This window comes from Streptomyces sp. NPDC007929 (assembly GCF_042959065.1).
Lineage (GTDB): Bacteria > Actinomycetota > Actinomycetes > Streptomycetales > Streptomycetaceae > Streptomyces.
The window spans coordinates 138,251-161,863 of record NZ_JBIBKD010000015.1; the positions used below are offsets into that span (position 1 = coordinate 138,251).

The 23,613-nt window shown below is 73.3% G+C and carries 22 protein-coding genes; 11 read left to right on the forward strand and 11 right to left on the reverse strand.

What is annotated here, in order from left to right:
* Positions 1-65: 65 nt before the first annotated feature.
* Positions 66-671, forward strand: a complete 606-nt coding sequence (folE, locus tag ACFZDE_RS35950) for a GTP cyclohydrolase I FolE (protein ID WP_391003731.1) — start codon at positions 66-68, stop codon at positions 669-671.
* Positions 672-689: 18 nt separating this feature from the next.
* On the opposite strand, the gene ACFZDE_RS35955 is transcribed toward folE, so the two are convergent.
* The 6 genes from ACFZDE_RS35955 to ACFZDE_RS35980 all read right to left on the reverse strand — a co-directional run bounded on the left by ACFZDE_RS35955 (position 690) and on the right by ACFZDE_RS35980 (position 5,742).
* Positions 690-1,178: a DUF3180 family protein gene (locus ACFZDE_RS35955; protein ID WP_391003732.1), complete on the reverse strand. Its 489-nt coding sequence runs from the start codon at positions 1,176-1,178 to the stop codon at positions 690-692.
* A 59-nt stretch (positions 1,179-1,237) separates the two neighbouring features.
* The gene (folK, locus tag ACFZDE_RS35960; protein WP_391003734.1) at positions 1,238-1,849 is read right to left on the reverse strand and encodes a 2-amino-4-hydroxy-6-hydroxymethyldihydropteridine diphosphokinase; all 612 of its coding nucleotides are present in this window, start codon (positions 1,847-1,849) and stop codon (positions 1,238-1,240) included.
* A complete protein-coding gene (gene folB / locus ACFZDE_RS35965; protein WP_391209606.1) occupies positions 1,846-2,205 on the reverse strand; it encodes a dihydroneopterin aldolase in 360 nt (119 codons plus the stop codon). The genes folK and folB overlap by 4 nt, the downstream gene beginning before the upstream one ends.
* A gap of 236 nt (positions 2,206-2,441) precedes the next feature.
* The gene (locus ACFZDE_RS35970) at positions 2,442-2,948 is read right to left on the reverse strand and encodes a nuclear transport factor 2 family protein (protein WP_266470016.1); all 507 of its coding nucleotides are present in this window, start codon (positions 2,946-2,948) and stop codon (positions 2,442-2,444) included.
* Positions 2,945-3,835 carry a dihydropteroate synthase gene (gene folP, locus ACFZDE_RS35975; protein WP_391003738.1) on the reverse strand — a complete coding sequence of 297 codons (891 nt, stop codon included), beginning with the start codon at positions 3,833-3,835 and terminating at the stop codon, positions 2,945-2,947. Before folP ends, ACFZDE_RS35970 begins: the two co-directional genes overlap by 4 nt.
* A 71-nt stretch (positions 3,836-3,906) precedes the next feature.
* A complete protein-coding gene (locus ACFZDE_RS35980; RefSeq protein ID WP_391209628.1) occupies positions 3,907-5,742 on the reverse strand; it encodes a phosphatidylglycerol lysyltransferase domain-containing protein in 1,836 nt (611 codons plus the stop codon).
* 230 nt (positions 5,743-5,972) lie between these two features.
* Between ACFZDE_RS35980 and ACFZDE_RS35985 the strand changes: the two genes are divergently transcribed.
* On the forward strand, positions 5,973-7,091 hold the full coding sequence (locus ACFZDE_RS35985; protein ID WP_391209635.1) for an alpha/beta hydrolase-fold protein: 1,119 nt from the start codon (positions 5,973-5,975) through the stop codon (positions 7,089-7,091).
* Positions 7,092-7,225: 134 nt separating this feature from the next.
* Positions 7,226-8,740 (forward strand): hypothetical protein, encoded by a 1,515-nt coding sequence (locus ACFZDE_RS35990; RefSeq protein WP_391209642.1) that lies wholly within the window; start codon positions 7,226-7,228, stop codon positions 8,738-8,740.
* Positions 8,741-8,859: 119 nt separating this feature from the next.
* On the opposite strand, the gene ACFZDE_RS35995 is transcribed toward ACFZDE_RS35990, so the two are convergent.
* Positions 8,860-10,182: a PH domain-containing protein gene (locus ACFZDE_RS35995; RefSeq protein ID WP_391209804.1), complete on the reverse strand. Its 1,323-nt coding sequence runs from the start codon at positions 10,180-10,182 to the stop codon at positions 8,860-8,862.
* Positions 10,183-10,358: 176 nt separating this feature from the next.
* A complete protein-coding gene (locus ACFZDE_RS36000) occupies positions 10,359-10,889 on the reverse strand; it encodes a PH domain-containing protein (RefSeq protein WP_391209652.1) in 531 nt (176 codons plus the stop codon).
* 31 nt (positions 10,890-10,920) lie between these two features.
* On the opposite strand from ACFZDE_RS36000, the gene ACFZDE_RS36005 reads away from it, so the two are divergent.
* Positions 10,921-12,072 carry an NADH-quinone oxidoreductase subunit D gene (locus ACFZDE_RS36005; RefSeq protein ID WP_391209662.1) on the forward strand — a complete coding sequence of 384 codons (1,152 nt, stop codon included), beginning with the start codon at positions 10,921-10,923 and terminating at the stop codon, positions 12,070-12,072.
* 89 nt (positions 12,073-12,161) lie between these two features.
* Here ACFZDE_RS36005 and ACFZDE_RS36010 read toward each other — a convergent pair whose 3' ends face one another.
* On the reverse strand, positions 12,162-13,184 hold the full coding sequence (locus ACFZDE_RS36010) for an SAM-dependent methyltransferase (RefSeq protein ID WP_391209675.1): 1,023 nt from the start codon (positions 13,182-13,184) through the stop codon (positions 12,162-12,164).
* Positions 13,185-13,302: 118 nt separating this feature from the next.
* Between ACFZDE_RS36010 and ACFZDE_RS36015 the strand changes: the two genes are divergently transcribed.
* Together ACFZDE_RS36015 and ACFZDE_RS36020 are read left to right on the forward strand one after the other, a co-directional pair.
* Positions 13,303-14,496: a histidine kinase gene (locus tag ACFZDE_RS36015; protein WP_391003752.1), complete on the forward strand. Its 1,194-nt coding sequence runs from the start codon at positions 13,303-13,305 to the stop codon at positions 14,494-14,496.
* 51 nt (positions 14,497-14,547) lie between these two features.
* The gene (locus ACFZDE_RS36020; RefSeq protein WP_391003754.1) at positions 14,548-15,216 is read left to right on the forward strand and encodes a response regulator; all 669 of its coding nucleotides are present in this window, start codon (positions 14,548-14,550) and stop codon (positions 15,214-15,216) included.
* Positions 15,217-15,233: 17 nt separating this feature from the next.
* On the opposite strand, the gene ACFZDE_RS36025 is transcribed toward ACFZDE_RS36020, so the two are convergent.
* Together ACFZDE_RS36025 and ACFZDE_RS36030 are read right to left on the reverse strand one after the other, a co-directional pair.
* Complete coding sequence (locus ACFZDE_RS36025; protein WP_391209703.1) at positions 15,234-16,340, reverse strand: DUF5937 family protein; 1,107 nt, start codon at positions 16,338-16,340, stop codon at positions 15,234-15,236.
* A gap of 337 nt (positions 16,341-16,677) precedes the next feature.
* Positions 16,678-17,859 (reverse strand): beta-eliminating lyase-related protein, encoded by a 1,182-nt coding sequence (locus ACFZDE_RS36030; RefSeq protein WP_391209713.1) that lies wholly within the window; start codon positions 17,857-17,859, stop codon positions 16,678-16,680.
* A 199-nt stretch (positions 17,860-18,058) separates the two neighbouring features.
* On the opposite strand from ACFZDE_RS36030, the gene ACFZDE_RS36035 reads away from it, so the two are divergent.
* From ACFZDE_RS36035 to ACFZDE_RS36055, 5 genes are read left to right on the forward strand one after another with little or no spacing between them, the layout of a single operon-like run.
* Complete coding sequence (locus tag ACFZDE_RS36035; protein WP_391003762.1) at positions 18,059-18,988, forward strand: DUF2520 domain-containing protein; 930 nt, start codon at positions 18,059-18,061, stop codon at positions 18,986-18,988.
* A complete protein-coding gene (gene panC, locus ACFZDE_RS36040; RefSeq protein WP_391003764.1) occupies positions 18,985-19,986 on the forward strand; it encodes a pantoate--beta-alanine ligase in 1,002 nt (333 codons plus the stop codon). The genes ACFZDE_RS36035 and panC overlap by 4 nt, the downstream gene beginning before the upstream one ends.
* A complete protein-coding gene (locus ACFZDE_RS36045) occupies positions 19,983-21,692 on the forward strand; it encodes an L-aspartate oxidase (RefSeq protein WP_391209742.1) in 1,710 nt (569 codons plus the stop codon). The genes panC and ACFZDE_RS36045 overlap by 4 nt, the downstream gene beginning before the upstream one ends.
* A 5-nt stretch (positions 21,693-21,697) precedes the next feature.
* Complete coding sequence (gene nadC, locus ACFZDE_RS36050) at positions 21,698-22,672, forward strand: carboxylating nicotinate-nucleotide diphosphorylase (RefSeq protein WP_391003768.1); 975 nt, start codon at positions 21,698-21,700, stop codon at positions 22,670-22,672.
* 8 nt (positions 22,673-22,680) lie between these two features.
* Positions 22,681-23,478: a type III pantothenate kinase gene (locus ACFZDE_RS36055; RefSeq protein ID WP_391003770.1), complete on the forward strand. Its 798-nt coding sequence runs from the start codon at positions 22,681-22,683 to the stop codon at positions 23,476-23,478.
* Positions 23,479-23,613: the final 135 nt, after the last annotated feature.

Genomic DNA, 23,613 nt, shown 5'->3' on the forward strand with positions numbered 1-23,613 from the left:
TGGGGGGCGCGGCTTTTCGCCATTTCCGCAGGCCGCCCGCGAAGGACACAGGAACGAGGCATCAGATGACCGACCCCGTGACGCTGGACGGCGCCGGCCATATCGGCGAGTTCGACGAGAAGCGCGCCGAGAACGCCGTACGCGAACTCCTGATCGCGGTCGGCGAGGACCCGGACCGCGAGGGCCTCCGCGAGACGCCGGCGCGGGTGGCGCGGGCGTACAAGGAGATATTCGCGGGGCTGTGGCAGAAGCCCGAGGACGTGCTGACGACGACGTTCGACATCGGGCACGACGAGATGGTCCTCGTGAGGGACATCGAGGTGTACTCGACCTGTGAGCACCACCTCGTACCGTTCCGGGGCGTGGCCCATGTCGGGTACATCCCGGCCACCAGCGGGAAGATCACCGGGCTGTCCAAGCTGGCCCGGCTCGTGGACGTCTACGCCCGCCGCCCGCAGGTGCAGGAACGACTCACCACGCAGATCGCGGACTCCCTGATGGAGATCCTGGAGCCGCGCGGAGTCATCGTGGTCGTCGAGTGCGAGCACATGTGCATGTCCATGCGCGGGATCCGCAAGCCGGGCGCCAAGACGGTGACGTCGGCGGTGCGGGGGCAGCTTCGGGACATGGCGACGCGGAGCGAGGCGATGAGCCTCATCATGGCGCGCTGAGGCCCGCCGAAGGCCTGCCTAGACCGTCGGGGCGACGCCCGTGCCGTCGTTCTCGTCGTCCTCCGGGAGCTTGCAGACGCGCTCCAGGAAGAGGGCCGCCGCTATGACGCCGATGCCCGCGACGACGGAGAGGCCGGCGTAGATGGCCTGGTCGCGGCGGGCGGGGATGTCGAGGGATTCCAGGAGGAAGACGCCGGTGCCGCCGTACATACCGGCGACGAGGGCGGCGACCAGGGCGCTGGCGTGGCCGAAGACGACCGCGCGGGCCGCCATGAGGGGGTCGACGCCCTTGGCCTCGGGGCGGCGCTCGCGCTGGGCCTTGAGGCGGGCGCGGATCGAGAGTGCCGTGGCGAGCAGGACCACGGCGATCACGGCGAGGACGATGGGGGCGGCCAGGGGAACGCTGGGGAGCGTTCCGACCGAGTTCCACAGGCGGGCGCCCGCCCAGGACAGCACGCCGGCCACGACGAAGACGGCGGCCAGCACCCTGATACGCAGCTCTCTCACGGTGTCCCTTCGGTTCCCCCGGCTTGCGGCCCGGTTCGCGGCCGTCTTGACCTTAACGGCTACTCGGGCAGCCGGAGTTCCAGGTCCTGGCGGGGCGCGACGCCCTCGCGGGTGACGGTGTCCAGGAGACCGGCGACCGGTCCGCGGCCGGGCAGCTGGGCCTCGGGGTCCAGGTCGTGCCAGGGGGCCAGGACGAAGGCGCGCTCGTGGGCGCGGGGGTGGGGGAGGGTGAGCTGCGGGTCGTCGGAGACGACGTCGGCGTAGGAGACGATGTCGACGTCGAGGGTGCGCGGGCCCCAGTGTTCGTCGCGGACGCGGTGGAAGGCCTCCTCGACGGCGTGGGCGCGCTCCAGGAGCGAGGAGGGCGGCAGGGTGGTCTTGAGGACCACGACGGCGTTGAAGTAGGCGGGCTGGCTGCCGGGGTCGACGCCCCAGGGCTCGGTCTCGTAGACGGGGGAGACGCCCTTGATGCGCAGGCCGGGCGTGTCGCCGAGGGCGTCGACGGCTCCCTGGAGGGTTTCCAGGCGGTTGCCGAGGTTGGAGCCGAGGGCGACCACGGCCCATTTGGGATTGGACAGGGTGGTGTCGGCGGCGTCGACCTTCTCGACGACGGAGGCGGGTACCGGCTGTACGGTCGGGTCGCTGGGACCCTTGATGAAGGGCGCGGTCATGCTCGGCTCCGGGTGATGGTGACGGTCACGTCGTCGAAGGGGACGGTGATCGGGGCGTCCGGCTTGTGGACGCAGACCTCGACCTCCTGTACTCCCTCGTGCTTCAGACAGGCCTGGGCGATGCGCTCGGCGAGCGTTTCGATGAGGTCGACGGGCTCGCCCTGGAGGACGGCCACGACCTTCTCCGCCACGATGCCGTAGTGCACGGTCTTCGCCAGGTCGTCGTCGGCCGCGGCCGGTCGGGTGTCGAGGCCGAGGACGAGGTCCACGATGAAGGTCTGGCCCTCTTCGCGTTCCGTGGGGAACACGCCGTGGTGCCCGCGGGCCTTCAAGCCGCGCAGCGCGACACGATCCACGCGAATCACTCCTGCAATCGTCGGTCGGGGCCGGTGGGTGCCGTGTGCGGTCGGCACACCGGCCTGGGTCGAATCTACCTGCGCGCACGGTCCGGGCCGGGCCACGGGGTGGGGGGTCCGGCCGGGCCCGGCAGGGTTCGTCCGGCGTTTCCCCTGGGGAAGGGGCCGGTGCACAGGTTGGTAGCCGCCCCTACCCGGGCGTCCGTGATTCCAACCACTTCCTGCCGCCTACCCACTCAGGCGGGGGTGTCGTCCTGTTCGTCCTCGTCGGTTTCGGCCAGGACGGGGGAAGCGTGGTGCGACCAGATCTTCCACCCCTGGGGCGTGCGCCGGAACACGTTGGTGGCGACCACGAGCTGTCCGACGAGCGGGCCGAGCTCCTCGCCGGCTCCTTCGGGGGCGGGGCCGCCGCTGAGGATGTTCTCGGTGCAGTTGACCAGGGCGGTGTCGCCGGTGACGGAGACGTGCACGTCGGTGAGGAAGAACTGGATGTAGTCGGTGTTCGCCATGATCAGCGCGTAGGAGCGCAGGACTTCGCCACGGCCGGTGAGGACGGGCCAGCCGGGGTGGACGCAGGAGACCACGCCGGTGTCGGCCGGGTCGTGGTAGGACTCGTCGACGCCCAGGTCGGCGGGGGTCAGCCAGAGCGACGCCAGTTCCTCGAAGTCGCCCTGCTCCAGTGCCTCGTAGAAGGCGGTGTTGGCGGCTTCGACCTGCTCGACGTCGGTGTGCGGGGCGCTCACCGGGCTCCTTCTGCGCCGGTGCCGGTGCCGCGCGCCCCCGCGATGGCGCGGGCGACCCGGACGGCGTCGGCGGTGGCGCGTACCTCGTGGACGCGGACGGCCCAGGCGCCGGCGTGGGCGGCGAGGGCGGAGACGGCGGCGGTGGCGGCGTCGCGTTCGCGTGCGGGGGGTGGTGGGCCGTCGGGGCCGGCGAGGACCCGGCCGAGGAAGCGTTTGCGGCTGGCGGCGACGAGCAGGGGGTGGCCGAGGGCGAGGACGCGGTCGAGGCGGGCGAGGAGGGCGAGGTCGTGCCCGGCGTCCTTGGAGAAGCCGAGGCCGGGGTCGACGACGACGCGTTCGGGGGCGATGCCTCCGGCGAGTACGGCCTCCACGCGCGCGTGGAGCTCGTCGACGACTTCGGTGACGACGTCGGTGTACTCGCCCCGGACGTTGCCGCCCTGGAGGAAGCCGCGCCAGTGCATGACGACGAAGGGGGCTCCGGCGTCGGCGACGGCGGGGATCATGCGGGGGTCGGCGAGGCCGCCGCTGACGTCGTTGACGAGGGCGGCTCCGGCCGCGAGGGCGCGTGCGGCGACGGAGGCGCGCATGGTGTCGACGGAGACGGTGACGCCTTCGGCGGCCAGGCCGCGGACGACGGGGACGACACGGCGCAGTTCCTCGTCCTCGTCGACGCGGGTGGCGCCGGGGCGGGTGGATTCGCCGCCCACGTCGACGAGGTCGGCGCCTTCGGTGACCAGGTCGAGGCCGCGTTTGACGGCGGCCGTGGTGTCGAAGAAGCGGCCGCCGTCGGAGAAGGAGTCGGGGGTGACGTTCACGACTCCCATGACCGCGCAGCGGTCCCATTCCGGTAGGCCCGCCACGCGCCCGCGTCCGCTCTGGTTGCTCATATGTTCAGCGTAGGCCCCGGTGGGGGCCGTCAGGGGCTGTGGCCCGGGCGACGGCCCCGTGGGCGGTGTGATCATGCCGCCCGGACGTCCCGTTCGGCGGTGGTGGCGTGGGCGCAGGGGCGGGGGGTGGTGAGGCGCCTGCGGCGCAGGGAGCGCGGCAGGGGGAGGGCGAGGGTGACGAAGCCTTCGGCCTGCATGGCGGCGAAGCCGATGCGGGGCAGGTCGGCGGAGGCGCGGTAGACGACGAAGCGGGGTTCCCAGCGTGGCCGGAACTTGGCGTTGAACTTGTAGAGGGACTCGATCTGGAACCAGCGGGAGAGGAAGACGAGCAGTCCGCGCCAGGCGCGCAGCACGGGCCCGGCTCCGATCTTCTCGCCGCGGGCGAGGGCCGCGCGGAACATGGCGAAGTTGAGGGAGACGCGTGCGATGCCGAGTCTGGGGGCGGCCTGGAGGGAGGCGACGATGAGCAGTTCGTTCATGCCGGGGTCGGCGGAGCGGTCGCGGCGCATCAGGTCCAGGGAGACGCCGTCGCTGCCCCACGGGACGAAGTGCAGGATCGCTTTGAGGTCGCCGTAGGGGCCGGGGTGTTCGTCCTGTTTGTGGGCGGTGGCGATGAGGCAGTCGCCGTCGGCGGGGTCACCGACGCGGCCCAGGGCCATGGAGAAGCCGCGTTCGGTGTCGGTGCCGCGCCAGTCGTCGGCGGCTCGGCGGATGCGTTCGAGTTCGGCTTCGCCGAGGTCACGGACACGTCGTACCCGGGTTTCGTAACCGGCGCGCTCGATGCGCTTGACCATCTGGCGCACGTTGCGCATCGCACGGCCGGCGAGGGAGAAATCCGCGACGTCCACCACCGCCTCGTCGCCCAGTTCGAGGGCGTCGAGCCCGGTCTCGCGGGTCCAGACCTCGCCGCCGGTCTCGGAGCAGCCCATGACGGCGGGGGTCCAGGAGTGGGCCTTGGCCTCGTCCATGAAGCGTTCGATGGCGCCGGGCCAGGCTTCGACGTCGCCGATGGGGTCGCCGCTGGCGAGCATCACGCCGGAGACGACGCGGTAGGTGACGGCGGCCTTGCCGCTGGGGGAGAAGACGACGGCCTTGTCGCGGCGCAGCGCGAAGTGGCCGAGGGAGTCGCGGCGTCCGTGCCTGTCGAGCAGGGCGCGCAGCCGGGTCTCGTCCTCCTCGGTGAGCTGTGCGGCCGGGTGTTCGGGGCGGAAGGCGAGGTAGATGGTGGTGACGGCGGTGAGCAGGCCGAGGGCGCCGAGGGAGAAGGCGACGGTCCAGGAGGTGTTGCCCTGGTAGTCGACGGGTCCTTCGAAGCCGAAGAGGCCGTAGATGACGTGGGTGATGCGGTCGGCGAGGCTGGGGTCGCCGATGATGCGCTCGCCGTGGACGCTGACGACGATCAGGCCGAGGGTGAGGGAACCGGCGCTCATGAGGACGAAGTTGGCGAGGGCCCGCCAGCGACTGCGTGGGTCGGGCAGGGCGTTGAACTGGTCGCGGTGGCGCAGCAGGGGGGCGAGCAGGGCCAGGGAGATCAGGACGCCGACGAGTGAGTGCCGGTAGCTGAACTGGGCTATGGCGCCTGCCGGCAGGAGGGCCACGGCCGCTCGCCAGGCCCGGCGTTTGCCGCGTTTGAGACCGTGGGCGAGGAGGAGCAGCAGGACGCCGGTGCTGAGGGACAGGGCGGCCGCGAAGGGGCCGAGCGCGCCGGGCAGCACCTCGGCGATGGCGTGCATTCTGCTGTGCCGGAAGCGGGGGAAGACGCCCGCGGCGACGTCCAGGGCGCCGACCAGGGCGCAGGCTCTGCCGACGAGGACGGGGACGGCTTCGGGGCGTGGCCCGCGCAGTACCCGGCTGATCCGGCCCGGGCGGGCGGGGTCGCTGCCGCGCCTCGGAACCTCGCCCGACATTTCCTCATCTGTCCTGACAGACATCGCATCCCGTAGTTCTGCGAGAGACCTTGGCTCCGGTGCCGATTCGGGCATCCGGCGACATTGCGCCCTCTAGGACGGTGTCTTGGGGGGAGAGGTTCACTCCCCACGTCAAAGCCGTTTTCAAGGCCTAGGAAAGTCCGGGGCAAGCCCTTGCACATGTGTGGACGCGAGGGCCCGGGCGGAGAGTGCGAGCAGGTGACCGACGTATGGGTCTGACGAGCGACGTGGTGCTGGTCGGGGTGGTGCTGGCCGCCGTGCTGCTGTTCGCCGGCACGGTCTGGATCTGGCCACGGCTGGCCCGGCGCGGCTGGCGCGCGGTGGGTGGGCGGATCGGCCTGCTGCTGGGCACCCAGTTGCTGCTGTTCGCCGCGGTGGGTCTCGCCGCCAACCAGGCCTTCGGGTTCTACGCGAGCTGGGCCGACCTGTTCGGGCAGGAGAAGGACCAGGGGGTGGTCGTCGACCACACGCGGGGCGGCGGCCCGCTGGAGGTGGTGGCCTCGCGCCGGGTTCCGGGGGCGAGCGGTGCGCTGCCGCAGGCCGGGGGGCGGATCCAGCAGGTCGGCATCGTGGGCCGTACGACCCGTATCGCCACGCCCGCGTACGTCTATCTGCCGCCGGAGTACTTCCAGCCGCGGTACCGCACCCACCGGTTCCCGACGGCCGTCGTGCTGACCGGCTATCCGGGTACGGCGTCGGCGCTGGTGGAGAAGCTGCGCTATCCGCGTACGGCGCTGGAGCTGGCGCGGGCCGGCCGGGCGAAGCCGATGATCCTGGTGATGCTGCGGCCGACGGTCGCGCCGCCCCGGGACACGGAGTGCGTCGACATACCCGGCGGGCCGCAGACCGAGTCGTTCTTCGCGAGGGATCTCCCCGAGGCGTTGCGCACGCACTACAGGGTGACCGAAAAGCCGGGCGGACTCGGCATCATCGGCAACTCCACGGGTGGCTACTGCGCGTTGAAGATCGCTCTGCATCATCCCGGTGTGTACGGGGCGGGGGCGGGTCTGTCCGCGTACTACAAGGCGCCGATCGACGCCACGACGGGCGATCTCTTCCAGGGCGACAAGGAGCTGCGCAATCGCGCCGATCTGGAGTGGTACGTCGCGCACATGCCCGCTTCCGATACGTCCCTGCTGGTCAGCAGCAGCAAGCAGGGAGAGGGCAACTACCGGGACACGCTGCGGTTCATCGAGCGGGTGGAGGGCAACGGGCGGACCCGGATCTCGTCGATCATCCTGGAAAGCGGCGGTCACAACTTCAACACCTGGCGGCGGGAGATTCCGGCGGCTCTGGAGTGGATGAGCGGACGGCTGGAGGGCCCTTGAGAATGATCTTGGGAATTGAGTGAGCGAGGGAATCCGGTTCTTCCGGAGTTCCGATGCGGTGTGAACGTTTCGGTGTGGCTTTGTTTTGCGGGGTGGGTCACCAAGATTCGCCTACGCGCGGTAAGTTTCTGGCCATGCCACGTGGACGTCACCGCCATTCCCCGCCCCTGCACAGGATGCTGCCCCCGTCGGCGATCGCAGGCGTCTCCCTCGTCTGCGCCCTGGGGCCCTGGGTGTTCACGGAGCCGATGGTGCTCCGCGCTCTGGCCGCGGCAGCCGCGGCGACGGCGGTCATCGGCGCGTATGTGCTGCGCCGTTGGGACGCCCAGGCGGGCAAGCGCGTCGCCGACCTCACGCGCGCGCGGGCGAGCGACGAGTGGCGCTTCGAGGAGCGGGTCGCCGAACTGGAGGCCGACCTCGAGGAGTCGCGCGAGCTGCGCGGCAAGCTGGAACAGCGGCTGCGCGCCAAGCGCACGGAGCTGGCCGGGCTGCGCAACGAGCACGCCGCGCTGCTGCGCCGGTACGCCACGTCGGAGACCGAACGCGCGAGCGTCCTTGAGGAACGCCGGGTGCTCGAGATAGAGGCGACGGTCCCGGTGCGGGCGCTTCCGGCCGGCACGTCGCAGGCGACGCAGGCGGTGGGGGTGGCGGACGCCTCTGCGGAGGGCCGGCTTCGTGCCGACGCCGCGCCGGAGCTCGACGAGGCGGCCGCGGCTCCCACCGTCGAGGAGGGGCCCGACGTCCCCGCCGTGTTCTCGCCCGAGGGGTCCCGGCTGTTCCTGCGGGCCGCCGCCGCGCTCGCCCGGCTCGACGGCGAGTCGGTCCCGGTGCCGGATCCGGACGGTGGCGGCGATGGCGACGGCGACGGCGCCCCGAAGGGCGAGGACGCGGAGCCCGCGCGGGAGCCGAAGCAGGAGCAGGCGGAGCCGCGGGAGAAGGAGCAGGCGCCGGAGGACGGGTCCGCCGAGGCCGGGGCGCAGGAGCGCTCCGAGGCTGCCGACGGGCACGAGCGGGCGACGGCCGAGACGGGCGGCGAGCGTTCCGCGCAGGCCGACAAGGCCGACAAGGCCGACAAGGCCGACAAGGCCGCCGTGGCCGCCGTGGCCGCTGAGCCGAGCGCCGAGCCGGTCCTCGACACGCCTGAGGCGTCGGCCGCGGAGGCTTCCGTGCGGGCCGGCGGCACCGGTCAACTCCCCGAGGCCGTAAGGGCCGAGGAGACCGGGACCGAGACCGGGACCGAGACCGAGGCCGTACGGGCCGAGACGGCCGGGACCGGGACCGAGGCTGTACGGGCCGAGACGGCCGCACGGCCCGAGCAGGCCGGGGAGCGGCTCTCCGGTCACTACACCGTGCCCACCGCCGTGGCCGTCCCGCCGCAGGCGCCGGTGCGGCGTCCGTCGGCCGGGGGCGGGTTCGACTTCTTCGGCACGAAGGCCGGGACGTCCCCGGCGGCCCTGGAGGCCGTGCAGAACGAGGACCTCGCCGATGTCGTCGGCCAGGAGGCGCTCGCCCTGCACAAGGCCGAGACCGAGGCCCGCTACAAGCCGGTCGACGCGGAGTCGCGCGGGATCGGCCAGGTCATCGACCTGACCGCGCACGACGAGACGGAGCAGATCGACGTACAGGGGCTGCGCAGCGCGGTGTCCTGAGGTGCGTGAGGCGCAATGAGGCGCGTGAGGCGCGTGCGCGAGCGTGTTCGACGCGGAGGGCCCCCGGCTACGGCCGGGGGCCCTCCGCGCGTCGCGGTGTCACGCCACCGCGTCGGGTGTCACGCCATCCAGCGGTCCGGCCGTGCGTCCCGGCGCCCCGTCCGGGACCGCTCCGCCTGCGCCGCCAGCAGCTCGCGTGCCTCGGCGGCGTCCCGCAGCCGGGCCCGCACCGTCTTGTTCGCGCCGGTGTCCACGCACACGTCGGCGACGCCCCGGGCCCGCTCCCACGGCCCCTGTGTCATCCGTACGCTCTGCACCTTGGCGTGCGGCACCAGCGCCAGGCTCCGCCGCAGCAGCCCGGACCGGGCCGCGAACACCGCGTCCGTGACGGCGAGTCCGTACCCGCGCCACCACAGCGGCACGCACCAGCGGGCCCGGCGCGGCGCCGGTGACAGGGCCTCGGGCCTCGGCACGCTCACCCCGGGCAGCACGCGCGCGACGACGTCCTCGGCGATCTCGCGCGGAGCGACCGGCACCAGCACGGAGTTGGACGAGCCCGCCACGTCCAGCTCGACGCGCACCCACCCGCGCCGGCGCCACAGCAGCGGCTCCACGAGCCGCACGGTCTGCACGCGCCCGGGCGGCACCGTCTCGTGGGCCCGGTCCAGCAGCCCGTGGTCGATGCGCAGCCCGTCGGGCGACTCGCCCACCGTCCAGTCGTACTCGGCGACGAACCGCCCCACGCTGCTCGCGCCCGCCGCGCCCAGCAGCGGCAGGGCGACCGCGAGGACCGTCCACAGGCTGTGGGTGAGCAGCCACAGCACCGGCGGGACGACGAGCGCGGCGGCCAGCGAGATCCAGGTCGCGCCCGTCAGCACCAGTGACAGGGCGAGCACCCGAGGCGGCACCCGCAGCAGCTGCCGGGACGGTGCCTCGCCGACCTCGTGCGCGGTCTCGGGCGCGAAACCGGCCGCCCGGGCGAGCAGTTCGGCCCGTAGCGTGCGTGCCTCGTCCGCGCCGAGGAAGGCCAGCTCGTCCTTCTTGTCGGTGCCTATGACGTCGAGTTTGAGCTTGGAGACGCCAGCGACCCGGGCCAGCAGCGGCTGGGTGATGTCGATGGCCTGGATCCGCTCCAGCCGGATGTGCGCGGTGCGCCGGAAGACCAGCCCGGTGCGGATGCGCAGTTCGCTCTCGGTCACCGCGAAGTGCGTGAACCACCAGGAGCAGAAGCCGTAGAGGGCGGCGGCCGGGATGAGCACGGCGAGGCCGATGAGCAGCGTGCTCGTCGTCAGCCGGGTCAGATGGCGCTGCGCCCCGTCCGGGTCGTGCACGGCCCAGCCGATGAGCACCGCGACCGGTGCCCAGGCGCGGCGCAGCGGGGTGACGGGGTGCAGCCGCCGCTCGGTGACCCCGGCGGCGGCGTCGGTGACCCCGGAAGGGATCTGGGAGGCCCCCGCGGCGGTCTCGGAGGCCCCTGCGGCGGTGTCTGAGCCCTCGGCGGCGGCGTACGAGGCCCCCGCGGCGGTCTCGGAGGCCCCTGCGGCGGTGTCTGAGCCCTCGGCGGCGGCGTACGAGGCCCCGGCGGCGGTCTCGGAGGGCCCCGCGGCCTCGGGGGCCGTCACAGCCCCGCCGACCGGGCTTCGCCCAGCTCGGTGAGCCGGTCGCGCAACCGTTCCGCCTCGGCCGGGTCCAGGCCCGGGATGGTCGCGTCGGTCGCCGCGGCAGCCGTGTGCAGCTGCACGCTGGCCAGCCCGAAGTGCCGCTCCACCGGCCCGGAGGTGACCTCGACCAGTTGCATCCGCCCGTACGGCACGACCGTCTCCTCGTGCCACAGCACACCTCGGCTGATCAGCAGGTCGTCGGCCCGCTCGGCGTACCGCCAGGAACGCCAGTTGCGCTCGATCATCACCCAGCCCCAGGCCATCAGGGCCAGCGGCGGCAGCGCGAAGGCGGCCCAGGCGGGACCGGCCAGCAGCCCCGGCAGCAGCCCGGCGGCCAGGGCGATCAGCCCCAGCCACACCACCAGCAGCAGCCGGCGCATCTTCAGCAGGCCGGGCGGCAGCGCGATCCACCCCGGCTCGGTCCCGTCGGCCTCGATCGTGCCCTGCGGCCCGTCCGGCCCCGTCTTCTGCGGACTCCCCGTCTCCATGGGGCCAGCGTACGTAGGGGAGACTGTGTCCATGACTCCTACGACGGAGACCATGGTCGGAATCGGCGGCGCCGCGGAGAGCACCGACATGGTGCTCAACATCGGGCCGCAGCACCCCTCCACCCATGGCGTGCTGCGGCTGAAGCTCGTCCTGGACGGCGAGCGCATCAGGCACGCGGAGCCGGTGATCGGCTATATGCACCGCGGCGCGGAGAAGCTGTTCGAGGCGCGCGACTACCGGCAGATCATCATGCTCGCCAACCGCCACGACTGGCTGTCGGCGTTCTCCAACGAGCTGGGCGTGGTCCTCGCGGTGGAGCGGATGCTCGGCATGGAGGTCCCCGAGCGCGCGGTGTGGCTGCGCACGCTGCTCGCCGAGCTGAACCGGGTGCTCAACCACCTGATGTTCCTCGGCTCGTACCCGCTGGAGCTCGGCGGGATCACGCCGATCTTCTACGCCTTCCGGGAGCGCGAGGAGCTCCAGCACGTCATGGAGGAGGTCTCCGGCGGGCGGATGCACTACATGTTCAACCGGGTGGGCGGCCTCAAGGAAGACCTGCCGGCCGGGTGGACCGGCCGCGCGCGCACCGCCGTCGCCGATGTGCGCTCCCGGATGGACCGCTTCGACGACCTGGTGCTCGGCAACGAGATCTTCCGGGGCCGCACCCGGGGCGTGGGCACCCTCACCGCCGAGGCCGTGCACGCCTACGGGGTCAGCGGGCCGATCGGGCGGGCCTCGGGCGTCGACTTCGACCTGCGCCGGGACGAGCCGTACCTCGCCTACGGCGAGCTGGCCGACGTCCTGAAGGTGGTCACCCGGCAGGAGGGCGACTGCCTGGCCCGCTTCGAATGCCTCCTGGAGCAGACGCACAACGCGCTCGACCTGGCCGACGCCTGCCTGGACCGGCTCGCCGAGCTGCCGCCCGGGCCGGTCAACCAGCGGCTGCCGAAGGTGCTGAAGGCGCCCGAGGGCCACACGTACGCGTGGACCGAGAACCCCCTCGGCATCAACGGCTACTACCTGGTCAGCAAGGGCGAGAAGACCCCGTACCGGCTCAAGCTGCGCTCGGCGTCGTACAACAACATCCAGGCGCTGACGGAGCTGCTGCCGGGGACGCTGGTGGCGGACATGGTGGCGATCCTGGGGTCGATGTTCTTCGTGGTGGGGGACATCGACAAGTAGCGCCTGTTCGGCGAACGGCGCCTGGCAGGAAGCGCCTGATCGGCAGGTGGCGCCTGGTCGGCAATCGGCGCCTGGTCGGCAAGCGGCGCCTATGCGGCAAGCGGCGCCCGGAAGGGGTCCTCGACGCCGACCGGCTGCACCAGCCAGCCGAAGTCGCCCAGCCCGCCCGGCGCGGTGAGTTCGGCGGCCTCTCCGGCGCCCGCGAGGGCGCGCACGTAGGCGGCGGGGTCGGTGGAGGCCAGGGCGAGCGGGGGGCGTGCGCTGGTCACGCCCAGGGTGCGCAGCGCCTCGCGCTGGGGGAGCACGCGCCCTCCGGGCAGCGCGCACGCGTCCAGGGCGACGTGCGCGGTGATGTCGCAGGAGCCGTCCGGGACGGGTGTGGTCTCGCGGCCCTCGCGGAAGCCGGTGAGCGTCCCGAAGGGCGGCCGGGTGCCCGCCGTGTGGGCGTAGTCCACGGAGACGGCGAGCCCCCGCCGCAGGGTCGCGACCGCCGCGGCCCAGGCCTCGTCCCGGGGCAGGCCGATCTCGGCCCGCAGCCCCTCCTGGCCGGGCAGCGGCCACCACCGCTCCAGCCACCGCGCCTGCTCCCCGTCCACCGGTTCGCCGAGCCGCTCCGTCCCGTCCTGCCGGACCCGTACCAGCCGCGCGACACCCGCGGCGTCCACCTCGGCGACCTCCAGGGGGACGTTGTCCAGCCATTCGTTGGCGAACAACAGCCCGGTCGTCCCGCAGGGGGGCTCCGTCAGCCACTCGATCCGGTGATCGAGCCCCGCGGGCCGCCCTGCGATCTCGACGGCGCACACGCGCGTGCGGGCCGCCACGTCCGCGGGCAGCGCGGCGAGCACCCCGCCGGCCAGCTCGCCCCGCCCGGCCGCCATGTCGACGAAGTCCAGCACCCCGGGCCGCCCCAGCGCCTCGTCCACCCGGCACAGCAGCCGCGCCACGGCCCCGGCGAACAGGGGTGAGGCGTGCACGGACGTCCGGAAGTGTCCGGCCGGTCCCTCCGCGCGCCGGTAGAAGCCCCCCGGCGCGTACAGGGCGTCCTGCGCCGCCGCACGCCACCCGCGCCACTCCGGCCGCTCCCGCCACTCGTCCCTCGTCCTTGCCGTCACCGGGCCAGGCTATGCGGACACAACGAACGCAACTCCACCTTGCGGAGTACGTGCGCCCGGTCCGGATCGGTCCTCCGGTTGACCCCTGCACCTATCCGCCTTCCCTACGCTGGGTTACGTGCAGCGCCTCTATGACTTCCTCCGCAGGCACCCGATGTGGGTCGACGGCTTCTGGGCCGTGATCCTCCTCGGGATTTCGGTCGTGGGCGGGGCGGCGGGCGAGCAGGTCGGCCCCTGGGCCGTGGTCGTTCCGATCACGCTGCTGCTGAGCCTGGTGGTCGCGCTGCGCCGCCGTATGCCGGAGAGGATGCTGCTGCTCGCGGCGGCGGTCGGCGTGGCACAGCTGGTCACCGACGTCGCGGTGGTGCCGGCCGACTTCGCCATGCTGGCGATCGTCTACACCGTCGCCGCGGAAGGCGCCCGCTGGGCCTCCCGTTTCGCACTGGTCGCGGGGCTGTGCGCGGCCCCTCTGGCGCAGCTGCGCTGGTCCAACGAGCAGACGGGGGTGGCCGGTGACATCGCCCTGGCGATCCTGCAGACCGTCCCGTTCGCCCTCGCCTGGGTGCTCGGCGACTCCATCCGCACCCGCCGCGCCTACTTCGCGCAGCTGGAGGAGCGCGCCGCCCGCCTGGAGAAGGAGCGCGAGGCGCAGTCCAAGGTCGCCGTCGCCGCCGAACGCGCCCGGATCGCACGCGAGTTGCACGACGTCGTCGCGCACAACGTGTCGGTGATGGTGGTCCAGGCCGACGGCGCCGCCTACGTCCTCGACGCCGCGCCCGACCAGGCGAAGAAGGCCCTGGAGACCATCTCCTCCACCGGCCGCCAGGCCCTCGCCGAGATGCGCCGCCTGCTGGGCGTGCTGCGCACCGGTGAGCACCAGGAGGCCGGCGAGTACGTGCCGCAGCCCGATGTGCGGCAGATCGAGGACCTCGTCGAGCAGTGCCGCACCGCCGGACTGCCCGTCGACTTCAAGGTCGAGGGCACGCCCCGCCCGCTGCCCAGCGGCGTCGAACTCACCGCCTACCGCATCGTGCAGGAGGCGCTCACCAACACCCGCAAGCACGGCGGGGCCAACGCGGGCGCGAGCGTGCGCCTGGTCTACTTCGACGACGGGCTCGGTCTGCTCGTCGAGGACGACGGCAAGGGCGCCCCGCACGAGCTGTACGAGGAGGGTGGGTTCGACGGCCAGGGCCACGGCCTGATCGGCATGCGCGAGCGGGTCGGTATGGTCGGCGGCACGCTGGACGCCGGCCCGCGCCCGGGCGGAGGATTCCGCATCAGTGCCCTGCTGCCGCTCAAACCCGCGCACTGACGCGGTCGTACGCCCCTCGCTGACACCTGTAACGACCATGGAAGAGGCCCGATGACGATCCGCGTGATGCTCGTCGACGACCAGGTGCTGCTGCGCACCGGGTTCCGGATGGTGCTCGCCGCCCAGCCGGACATGGAGGTCGTGGCGGAGGCGGGCGACGGAGTCGAGGCCCTCCAGGAACTGCGGACGACCGAGGTCGACGTGGTCCTGATGGACGTCCGCATGCCCAAGCTCGACGGCGTGGAGACGACCCGCCGGATCTGCGCCGACGCCGACCCGCCGAAGGTGCTCATCCTGACGACCTTCGACCTCGACGAGTACGCCTTCTCCGGGCTGAAGGCGGGTGCCTCCGGCTTCATGCTCAAGGATGTGCCGCCCGCCGACCTCCTCGCCGCGATCAGGGCCGTGCACAGCGGTGACGCGGTCGTGGCGCCCTCCACGACCCGGCGCCTCCTGGACCGCTTCGCGCCGATGCTGCCGGGCACGAAGCAGCCCCAGCACAAGGAGCTGGAGCGGCTCACCGACCGCGAGCGCGAGGTCATGGTCCTGGTCGCGCAGGGCCTGTCCAACGGCGAGATCGCGGCGCGACTGGTGCTGTCGGAGGCCACCGTCAAGACCCACGTCGGCCGCATCCTGACCAAGCTCGGCCTCAGGGACCGGGTGCAGGTCGTGGTGCTGGCCTACGAAACGGGCCTGGTGCGGGCCGGCGGACACGGCTGATCCTGCGCGCGCACCTGCTACCTGAGGATCCCCTCCAGGAACTCGCTGCCGAGGCGGGCCACCACCGTCACGTCCAGTTGGTGCAGGACGTAGCGTCCGCGGCGGCGGGTGGTGATCAGGCCTGCCTTCTTCAGCACGGCGAGGTGCCGGGATATCTCCGGGGCCGTCATGCCGAGCACCTGTGCCAGCTCACTGGTGGTGTGCGCGCTGCGGGCCAGATGGCGGCACATGCGCATCCGGACCTGGTGGGACAGCGCGGTCATCCGCAGGGCCAGCTGTTCGAGCGTCTGCGGCGCGGCGAGCTCCGGGGAGCCGACCGGGTAGTGCAGCACCGGCTGCCAGCCGTACCGGTGCAGGACCATCAGATGCGGCCAGCCCAGGCTGGTGGGGACGAGCAGCAGGCCGCCGTCGCCCGTGGCCGTACGGCCGTCGCCCAGTTTGTCCACCGTGATCCGGCCGGCGGCCTCGTCGAGGGTGACCGCCGGGGACACCGCGGCCAGCCCCTCCGCCAGGCCCTTGCGCCGCAGCAGGTCCGTCTTGTGCCGGGCGTCCGCCGCGAGCTGGTGGCGCAGCCGGGCCCAGGCCTCCGCGAAGAACGCCTCGTCGCAGTCCCGGAGGAACTGCCGCAGCCACGCCCGGATCCGGGGCGGGTCGGCCAGCAGCCGCTCACCGAAGTGCAGTTGCCGCGGACCGCGCGCGGCGGCCAGCTCCAGTGCCCGGCGGCGCGTCTCCGGGTCGGACAGCGTGGCCGCTCCCGGTTCGCCGTAACAGGTGCCACAGGTGAACTCCATTGCCGAGTCCACGAACTGCTCGTCCGACAGCTTGTCGAGCTGGTCCAGCTCCTCGGCGAGGGTGGCGCCCGGGAGCGCACGCCGGTCCGGCAGGCCCGCCCAGGGCAGGAACAGGTCCGAGAACGTCGTCCGCCACAGGAAGTCGGCCTCGCACATCCGGTCGGCCAGATGCGGATCGAGCCGTGCCGTCACGCCCGTCACCCAGCCCTGCAGGCCCGGGTGGTGGGCCGGTTCGGACAGCGCGTGCAACGCCATGCCCAGCTCGGCCAGGGGCGAGGGCACGACGGCGACCGCCTCGGGCCGCAGCCCCGTGATGTCGATGTGCACGCTCATGCCCTCATGGTGCACCCGGCCACTGACAACGCCTCCGCCGATTGACGGCCCTCGTCAATCGGCGCGACGCCACCCCCGGCGTGGGCGCACGGTGGGACCACCGGGGCAGCCGCGGAGCCTTCGGACCTCCATCACCCCGTCGCACAGAGGCGATTCACCATGAGCATCACGCAGCAGCACCTCCTCGACAGCTACCGCGCTCTGACCCTCGGCGAGCCCGCGCCCCCCGCGCCGGGCAGGCACGACGGGTGGGCCGTGACGCAGAGCCCCGGTGCACCGCGCTCCCGCGCCCGCCGCCACGGGCTTCGCATCACCCTGGGCCGGTGGCGGCGGCGTCCTACCCGGCCTGCTCCGGCAGCCGGGCCGTGAAGTCCGCCACCGCCGCCTTCACGTCCTCGGCGGTCCACTCCAGCCCGTCCGCCCGCACATGCACCTCGGTGAGCGCCAGACCCGGCCCGCCCCGCTCCCAGCCGCTCCCGAACAGGACCACCCCGGTCTCCTCGGCCGTGCGGACCGCCGCCTGAGCGACGACGTCCGGCTCGTACGGCAGCCACACCTGGAAGTCGTGGGTGTGCGGCACCTCCGGGTGCACACGCGCCCACGGCACCCCGGCCGCCGCGAACCCCTCGCGCAGTGCGGCGGCCACCACGCGCGCGTGGGCCACGAACTCCGGCAGCCGGGGCAGCTGGCGCTCCAGCCCGACCAGCGCCGACAGGGCCGTGGGGAACTGCTGGAAGACCATCCCGCCGTACCGGTGCCGCCAGGCCCTGGCCTCCTCGACAAGCTCCCTCGGACCCGCGAGCGCCGCGCCGCCGAAGCCCTCCAGGGACTTGTAGAACGACACGTAGACGCTGTCGGCCAGGCCCGCGATCTCCTCCAGCGGCCGGCCGAAGTGCACGGTGGACTCCCACAGGCGGGCCCCGTCGAAGTGCACCACCGCGTCCCGGTCCCGCGCGGCCTCGACGACCTCGGTGAGCTCCTCCCAGCTGGGCAGGACGAAACCGGCGTCCCTGAGGGGCAGTTCCAGCATCAGCGCCCCGAACGGCTCCTCGAAGTCACGCACCTCGGCGGCGGTCGGCAGCCGTGGCTCCGCGGCCAGCCGCACCGGGCGCAGGCCGCCGACCTCGCTGAACGCGTTCCGCTCGTGCACCTCGGGATGGCTGAGCGCGTGCAGGGCGACGGTCGGGTTCCCGGTCCGGCCCGCCCAGCAGCGCAGGGCCACCTGCTGGGCCATCGTGCCCGTCGGGAAGAACACGGCGGCCTCGGTGCCGAGCAGGCCCGCCACCTTGGTCTCCAGCGCCTCGACGACACCGTCGCCGTACAGGTCGGACGGTTCGTCCAGGTCATGGACGCCTTCCGCCTCCGCCAGCACCGCCAGGCGCTCGCGCAGGGTGTGGTGGAAGCCGAAGCGCGCGAGCACGCGCCGGGCCGTGCGATGGGCGGCCAGCCGCCGCTCCCGCAGCCCCGGGCCCCGGTCGTCGCCCGTCACCTGATCGTCGTGCTCCGCCGTATCGGTCATGCCCGGATCCTCCCGCGCGCGCCCGGCGCCGGGCACCCGGATTTCCGTCCGCCGTCGCCCTGGAGGGCCGCACGGGCATGCACAGCCTGTGGACAACCGAAGCCTGTGGACAACCGGACGCCCCGCGAACCGATAGCGTTAACATGACGAGAAATCGTCCGGTACCCGGAGCGGACTGGAACGGGAAGGCCGCCGTCGAGTGAACACAACCCCACAGCCAGACCCCAAGGACCGCCCCGCGCGGCTCACCGTCGGCGTCGTCGGCGCGGGCCGCGTGGGTCCAGCGCTGGCCGCTGCCCTGCAACTCGCCGGGCACCGACCGGTCGCCGTCTCCGCCGTCTCGGAGGCCTCCCGGCGCCGCGCCGGGCAACTGCTGCCCGACGTGCCGGTGATGCCGCCCGCCGAGGTGCTCCGGCACTCCGACCTGGTGCTGCTGACCGTTCCCGACGACGCCCTGCCCGACCTGGTCACCGGCCTCGCCGACACCGGTTCCGTCCGGCCCGGACAGCTCCTCGTCCACACCTCCGGGCGGTACGGCGCCCGGGTCCTGGACCCGGCCCTGCGCGCGGGCGCCCTGCCGCTCGCCCTGCACCCCGCGATGACCTTCACGGGCACGCCCGTGGACGTCCAGCGGCTGGCCGGTTGCTCCTTCGGCGTCACCGCCCCCGAGGAGCTGCGGCTGGCCGCCGAGGCCCTGGTGATCGAGATGGGCGGCGAGCCGGAGTGGATCGCCGAGGAGAACCGGCCGCTCTACCACGCGGCACTCGCCCTCGGGGCCAACCACCTGGTCACCCTGGTCGCCCAGTCCATGGAGCTGCTCAGCGCGGCCGGGGTCGCCGCCCCCGACCGGATGCTCGGCCCGCTGCTCGGCGCGGCCCTGGACAACGCCCTGCGCTCCGGCGACGCGGCCCTGACCGGACCGGTCGCGCGCGGCGACGCGGGCACCGTCGCCGCGCATGTGAGCGAGCTGCGCCGCCATGCTCCGCAGACCGTCGCCGGCTACCTGGCGATGGCCCGCGCCACCGCCGACCGGGCCCTGGCCCACGGCCTGCTCAAGCCGGAGCTCGCCGAGGACCTCCTCGGGGTACTCGCCCACGGGACCGACGGCACCGAAGGGGACGCCCGATGACCACCACCCTGCTGCGCACCGCGGGCGAACTGCACGCACGCGCGCGTACCGGCCGCCGCGCCGTGGTGATGACCATGGGGGCGCTGCACGAGGGCCACGCCACGCTGATCCGCACCGCGCGCGGCATCGCCGGGCCGGACGGCGAGGTCGTCGTCACCGTCTTCGTCAACCCGCTCCAGTTCGGCCAGGGCGAGGACCTCGACCGCTACCCGCGCACCCTGGACGCCGACCTCGCCCTCGCGCGGCAGTCGGGCGCGGACGTGGTGTTCGCCCCCGCCGTGGACGAGGTCTACCCGGGCGGCGAGCCCCAGGTCCGCATCTCCGCGGGCCCCATGGGTGAGCGGCTGGAGGGTTCCTCCCGTCCCGGCCACTTCGACGGCATGCTCACCGTCGTCGCCAAGCTGCTGCACCTGACCCGCCCCGACGTCGCCCTGTACGGCCAGAAGGACGCCCAGCAGCTCGCGCTGATCCGCCGCATGGTGCGGGACCTGAACTTCGGCGTGGAGATCGTCGGCGTGCCCACCGTCCGCGAGGAGGACGGCCTGGCGCTGTCCAGCCGCAACCGCTACCTGTCGGCCGCCGAGCGGCGCACCGCCCTCGCCCTGTCCGGGGCCCTGTTCGCGGGCCAGGACCGGCACGCCGCGCAGGAAGCGCTGCGCGCCCGGGCCCGCGAGGTGCCCGCCACGCGCGCGCGTGCCGAGGCGCTCAGTGCCATAGGGGAGTCCCGCGCGGCGGCCGACGCGCACGCCGTGGCGACGGCCGTCCCCGGCGGCCCGGCCGCCGTGCGCGCCGCCGCCCGCCAGGTTCTCGACGAGGCCGCCCGCCTCGATCCGCCGCTGGGGCTGGACTACCTCGCCCTGGTCGACCCGTCCGACTTCACCGAGATCGGGGACGACTTCACCGGCGACGCGATCCTCGCCGTCGCCGCCCGGGTCGGGGCGACCCGGCTGATCGACAACGTGCCCCTCACCTTCACACGCTTCGGAGCCGCCTCGTGACCACCACAGGCATACGTCTGCACGCGCCCGCCCCCGGCTGGTCCATCTCGGCGGACGTGGTCGTCGTCGGCTCCGGTGTCGCCGGCCTGACCGCCGCCCTGCGCTGCGAGGCGGCCGGCCTGCACACGGTCGTCGTCACCAAGGCCCGGCTCGACGACGGCTCCACCCGCTGGGCCCAGGGCGGCATCGCCGCCGCACTCGGCGACGGCGACACCCCCGAGCAGCACCTCGACGACACCCTGGTCGCCGGCGTCGGCCTCTGCGACGAGGACGCGGTCCGGCTCCTGGTCACCGAGGGCCCCGGCGCCGTACGCCGCCTCATCGAGACCGGCGCCCGGTTCGACGAGTCCTCCGAGGGAGACCTCGCGCTGACCCGCGAGGGCGGCCACCACCGCCGCCGCATCGCCCACGCCGGCGGTGACGCCACCGGCGCCGAGATCTCCCGCGCCCTGGTCGAGGCCGTCCGCGCGCGGGGCATGCGCACCGTCGAGAACGCGCTCGTCCTGGACCTCCTCACGGACGCGGAGGGCCGCACCGCCGGTGTGACCCTGCACGTCATGGGGGAGGGCCAGCACGACGGCGTCGGCGCCGTCCACGCCCCCGCGGTGGTCCTCGCGACCGGCGGCATGGGCCAGGTCTTCTCCGCCACCACCAACCCGTCGGTCTCGACGGGCGACGGCGTGGCGCTCGCGCTGCGGGCCGGCGCGGAGGTCAGCGACCTGGAGTTCGTCCAGTTCCACCCGACCGTGCTGTTCCTCGGCCCGGACGCGGAGGGCCAGCAGCCCCTGGTCTCCGAGGCCGTGCGCGGCGAGGGCGCCCACCTGATCGACGCCGACGGCGTGCGCTTCATGGTCGGACAGCACGAACTCGCCGAACTCGCCCCCCGCGACATCGTCGCCAAGGGCATCCTGCGCCGCATGCTGGAGCAGGACGCCGAGCACGTGTACCTGGACGGGCGGCACTTCGGCGCGCAGATGTGGGAGCAGCGTTTCCCGACGATCCTGGCCGCCTGCCGCGCCCACGGCATCGACCCGGTCACCGAGCCCATTCCGGTCGCCCCGGCCGCCCACTACGCCTCTGGCGGCGTCCGCACCGACTCCCGCGGCCGTACGACCGTGCCGGGCCTGTACGCGTGCGGCGAGGTGGCCTGCACCGGTGTGCACGGCGCCAACCGCCTGGCGTCCAACTCGCTGCTCGAAGGCCTTGTCTACGCCGAGCGCATCGCTGACGACATCGCGGCGAACGGCCTGCACGCGCGCGTGCCCCAGCCGCTCCCGCACCCGGAGATCCCCGAGCACCCCCTGCAGACCCCCGAGGCCCGCTTCACGATCCAGCGGATCATGACGGGCGGGGCGGGCGTCCTGCGCTCGGCGGGCTCCCTCACCAAGGCCGCCGACCAGCTCCAGCGCCTGCACACCGACGCCCGGGAGGCCCTCACCGAGCACGGCAAGACGGCCGAGGCCGGCGTCGACACCTGGGAGGCCACCAACCTCCTGTGCGTGGCCCGCGTCCTGGTCGCCGCCGCCCTGCTGCGCGAGGAGACCCGGGGCTGCCACTGGCGCGAGGACCGCCCCGAGCGCGACGACGCGGCCTGGCGCCGCCACATCGTCGTGACCCTGAACCCGGACCGCACGCTGGCCGTGCACACCACGGACACCACACACTTCCCTACGACCCTCCCGCCCCAGGCCCCCCAGGAGCAGTGACCGACGTGAGCACCCCCGACCTTCCCCTCGTCTCCTCCGGAGGCTGCGGAGACGGCTGCGCCTGCGGCGCGGACGACGAGGCGTACCTGGAGTGCGGCCTGGATCCCGCACTCGCCCAGCTCCTGGCCGACGCGGGTCTCGACCCCGTCGAGGTCGAGGACATCGCCAACGTGGCCCTCCAGGAGGACCTGGCCCACGGCGTGGACGTGACGACCGTGGCGACCATCCCCGAGGACGCGGTGGCCACGGCCGACTTCACCGCGCGCGAGGCGGGCACCGTGGCCGGTCTGCGCGTCGCCGAGGCGGTCATCTCGGTGGTCTGCGAGGAGGAGCTGGAGATCGAGCGCCACGCGGAGGACGGCGACCGCGTCGAGGCGGGCCAGAAGCTCCTCTCCGTCACCACCCGCACCCGCGACCTCCTCACGGCGGAGCGCAGCGCGCTGAACATCCTGTGCCGCCTGTCGGGCGTCGCGACGGCCACGCGCGCGTGGGCGGACGCACTCGACGGGACCAAGGCGAAGGTCCGCGACACCCGCAAGACGACCCCCGGCCTGCGCAGCCTGGAGAAGTACGCCGTCCGCTGCGGCGGCGGCGTCAACCACCGCATGTCCCTCTCGGACGCGGCCCTGGTCAAGGACAACCACGTGGTCGCCGCGGGCGGCGTCGCCCAGGCCTTCCAGGCGGTCCGCGAGCGCTTCCCGGACGTGCCCATCGAGGTCGAGGTCGACACCCTGGACCAGCTCCGCGAGGTCCTGGACGCGGGCGCCGACCTGATCCTGCTGGACAACTTCACGCCGGGCGAGTGCGCGCAGGCCGTGGAGATCGTCCAGGGACGCGCCGCCCTGGAGGCCTCGGGCCGCCTCACCCTCGGCAACGCCAAGGCGTACGCGGACACCGGCGTCGACTACCTCGCCGTCGGAGCCCTCACCCACTCCTCGCCGATCCTGGACATCGGCCTGGACCTGCGGTCGGCGGAGTAGGACGGGTCATGCTGCTGACGATCGACGTAGGAAACACCCACACCGTCCTCGGCCTGTTCGACGGCGACGAGATCGTCGAACACTGGCGCATCTCCACGGACGCGCGCCGCACCGCCGACGAACTGGCGGTCCTCCTCCAGGGCCTGATGGGCATGCACCCGCTCCTCGGCGACGAGCTGGGCGACGGCATCGACGGCATCGCCATCTGCGCCACCGTCCCCTCGGTCCTGCACGAGCTGCGCGAGGTGACGCGCCGCTACTACGGCGACGTGCCCGCGATCCTCGTCGAACCAGGCGTCAAGACGGGCGTGCCGATCCTCATGGACAACCCCAAGGAGGTCGGCGCCGACCGCATCATCAACGCGGTCGCGGCGGTCGAGCTCTACGGCGGCCCCGCCATCGTCGTCGACTTCGGCACGGCGACGACGTTCGACGCGGTCAGTGCGCGCGGGGAGTACGTCGGCGGGGTCATCTCACCCGGCATCGAGATCTCCGTGGAGGCCCTGGGCGTGCGCGGCGCCCAGCTCCGCAAGATCGAGGTGGCCCGGCCGCGCAGCGTCATCGGCAAGAACACGGTCGAGGCGATGCAGTCCGGCGTCATCTACGGTTTCGCCGGCCAGGTCGACGGCGTGGTCAACCGCATGGCCCGGGAGCTGTCCCAGGACCCGGACGACGTCACCGTCATCGCCACGGGCGGTCTCGCGCCGATGGTCCTGGGCGAGTCGTCGGTGATCGACGAACACGAGCCGTGGCTGACCCTGATCGGACTGCGCCTGGTGTACGAACGGAACGTGTCCCGCATGTGAGCGGGACGGGTGGCCGCCCGCGGCGCAAGCGGGCGGCTCCCGCACCCGCGTACGGCGAGAAGGGGCCGTGTCGGGGGGTGTCCGCCCGCAGCGGTTGGCGCGTCAACGCCAGTCAGTCGGTAAGAAGGTCCATCG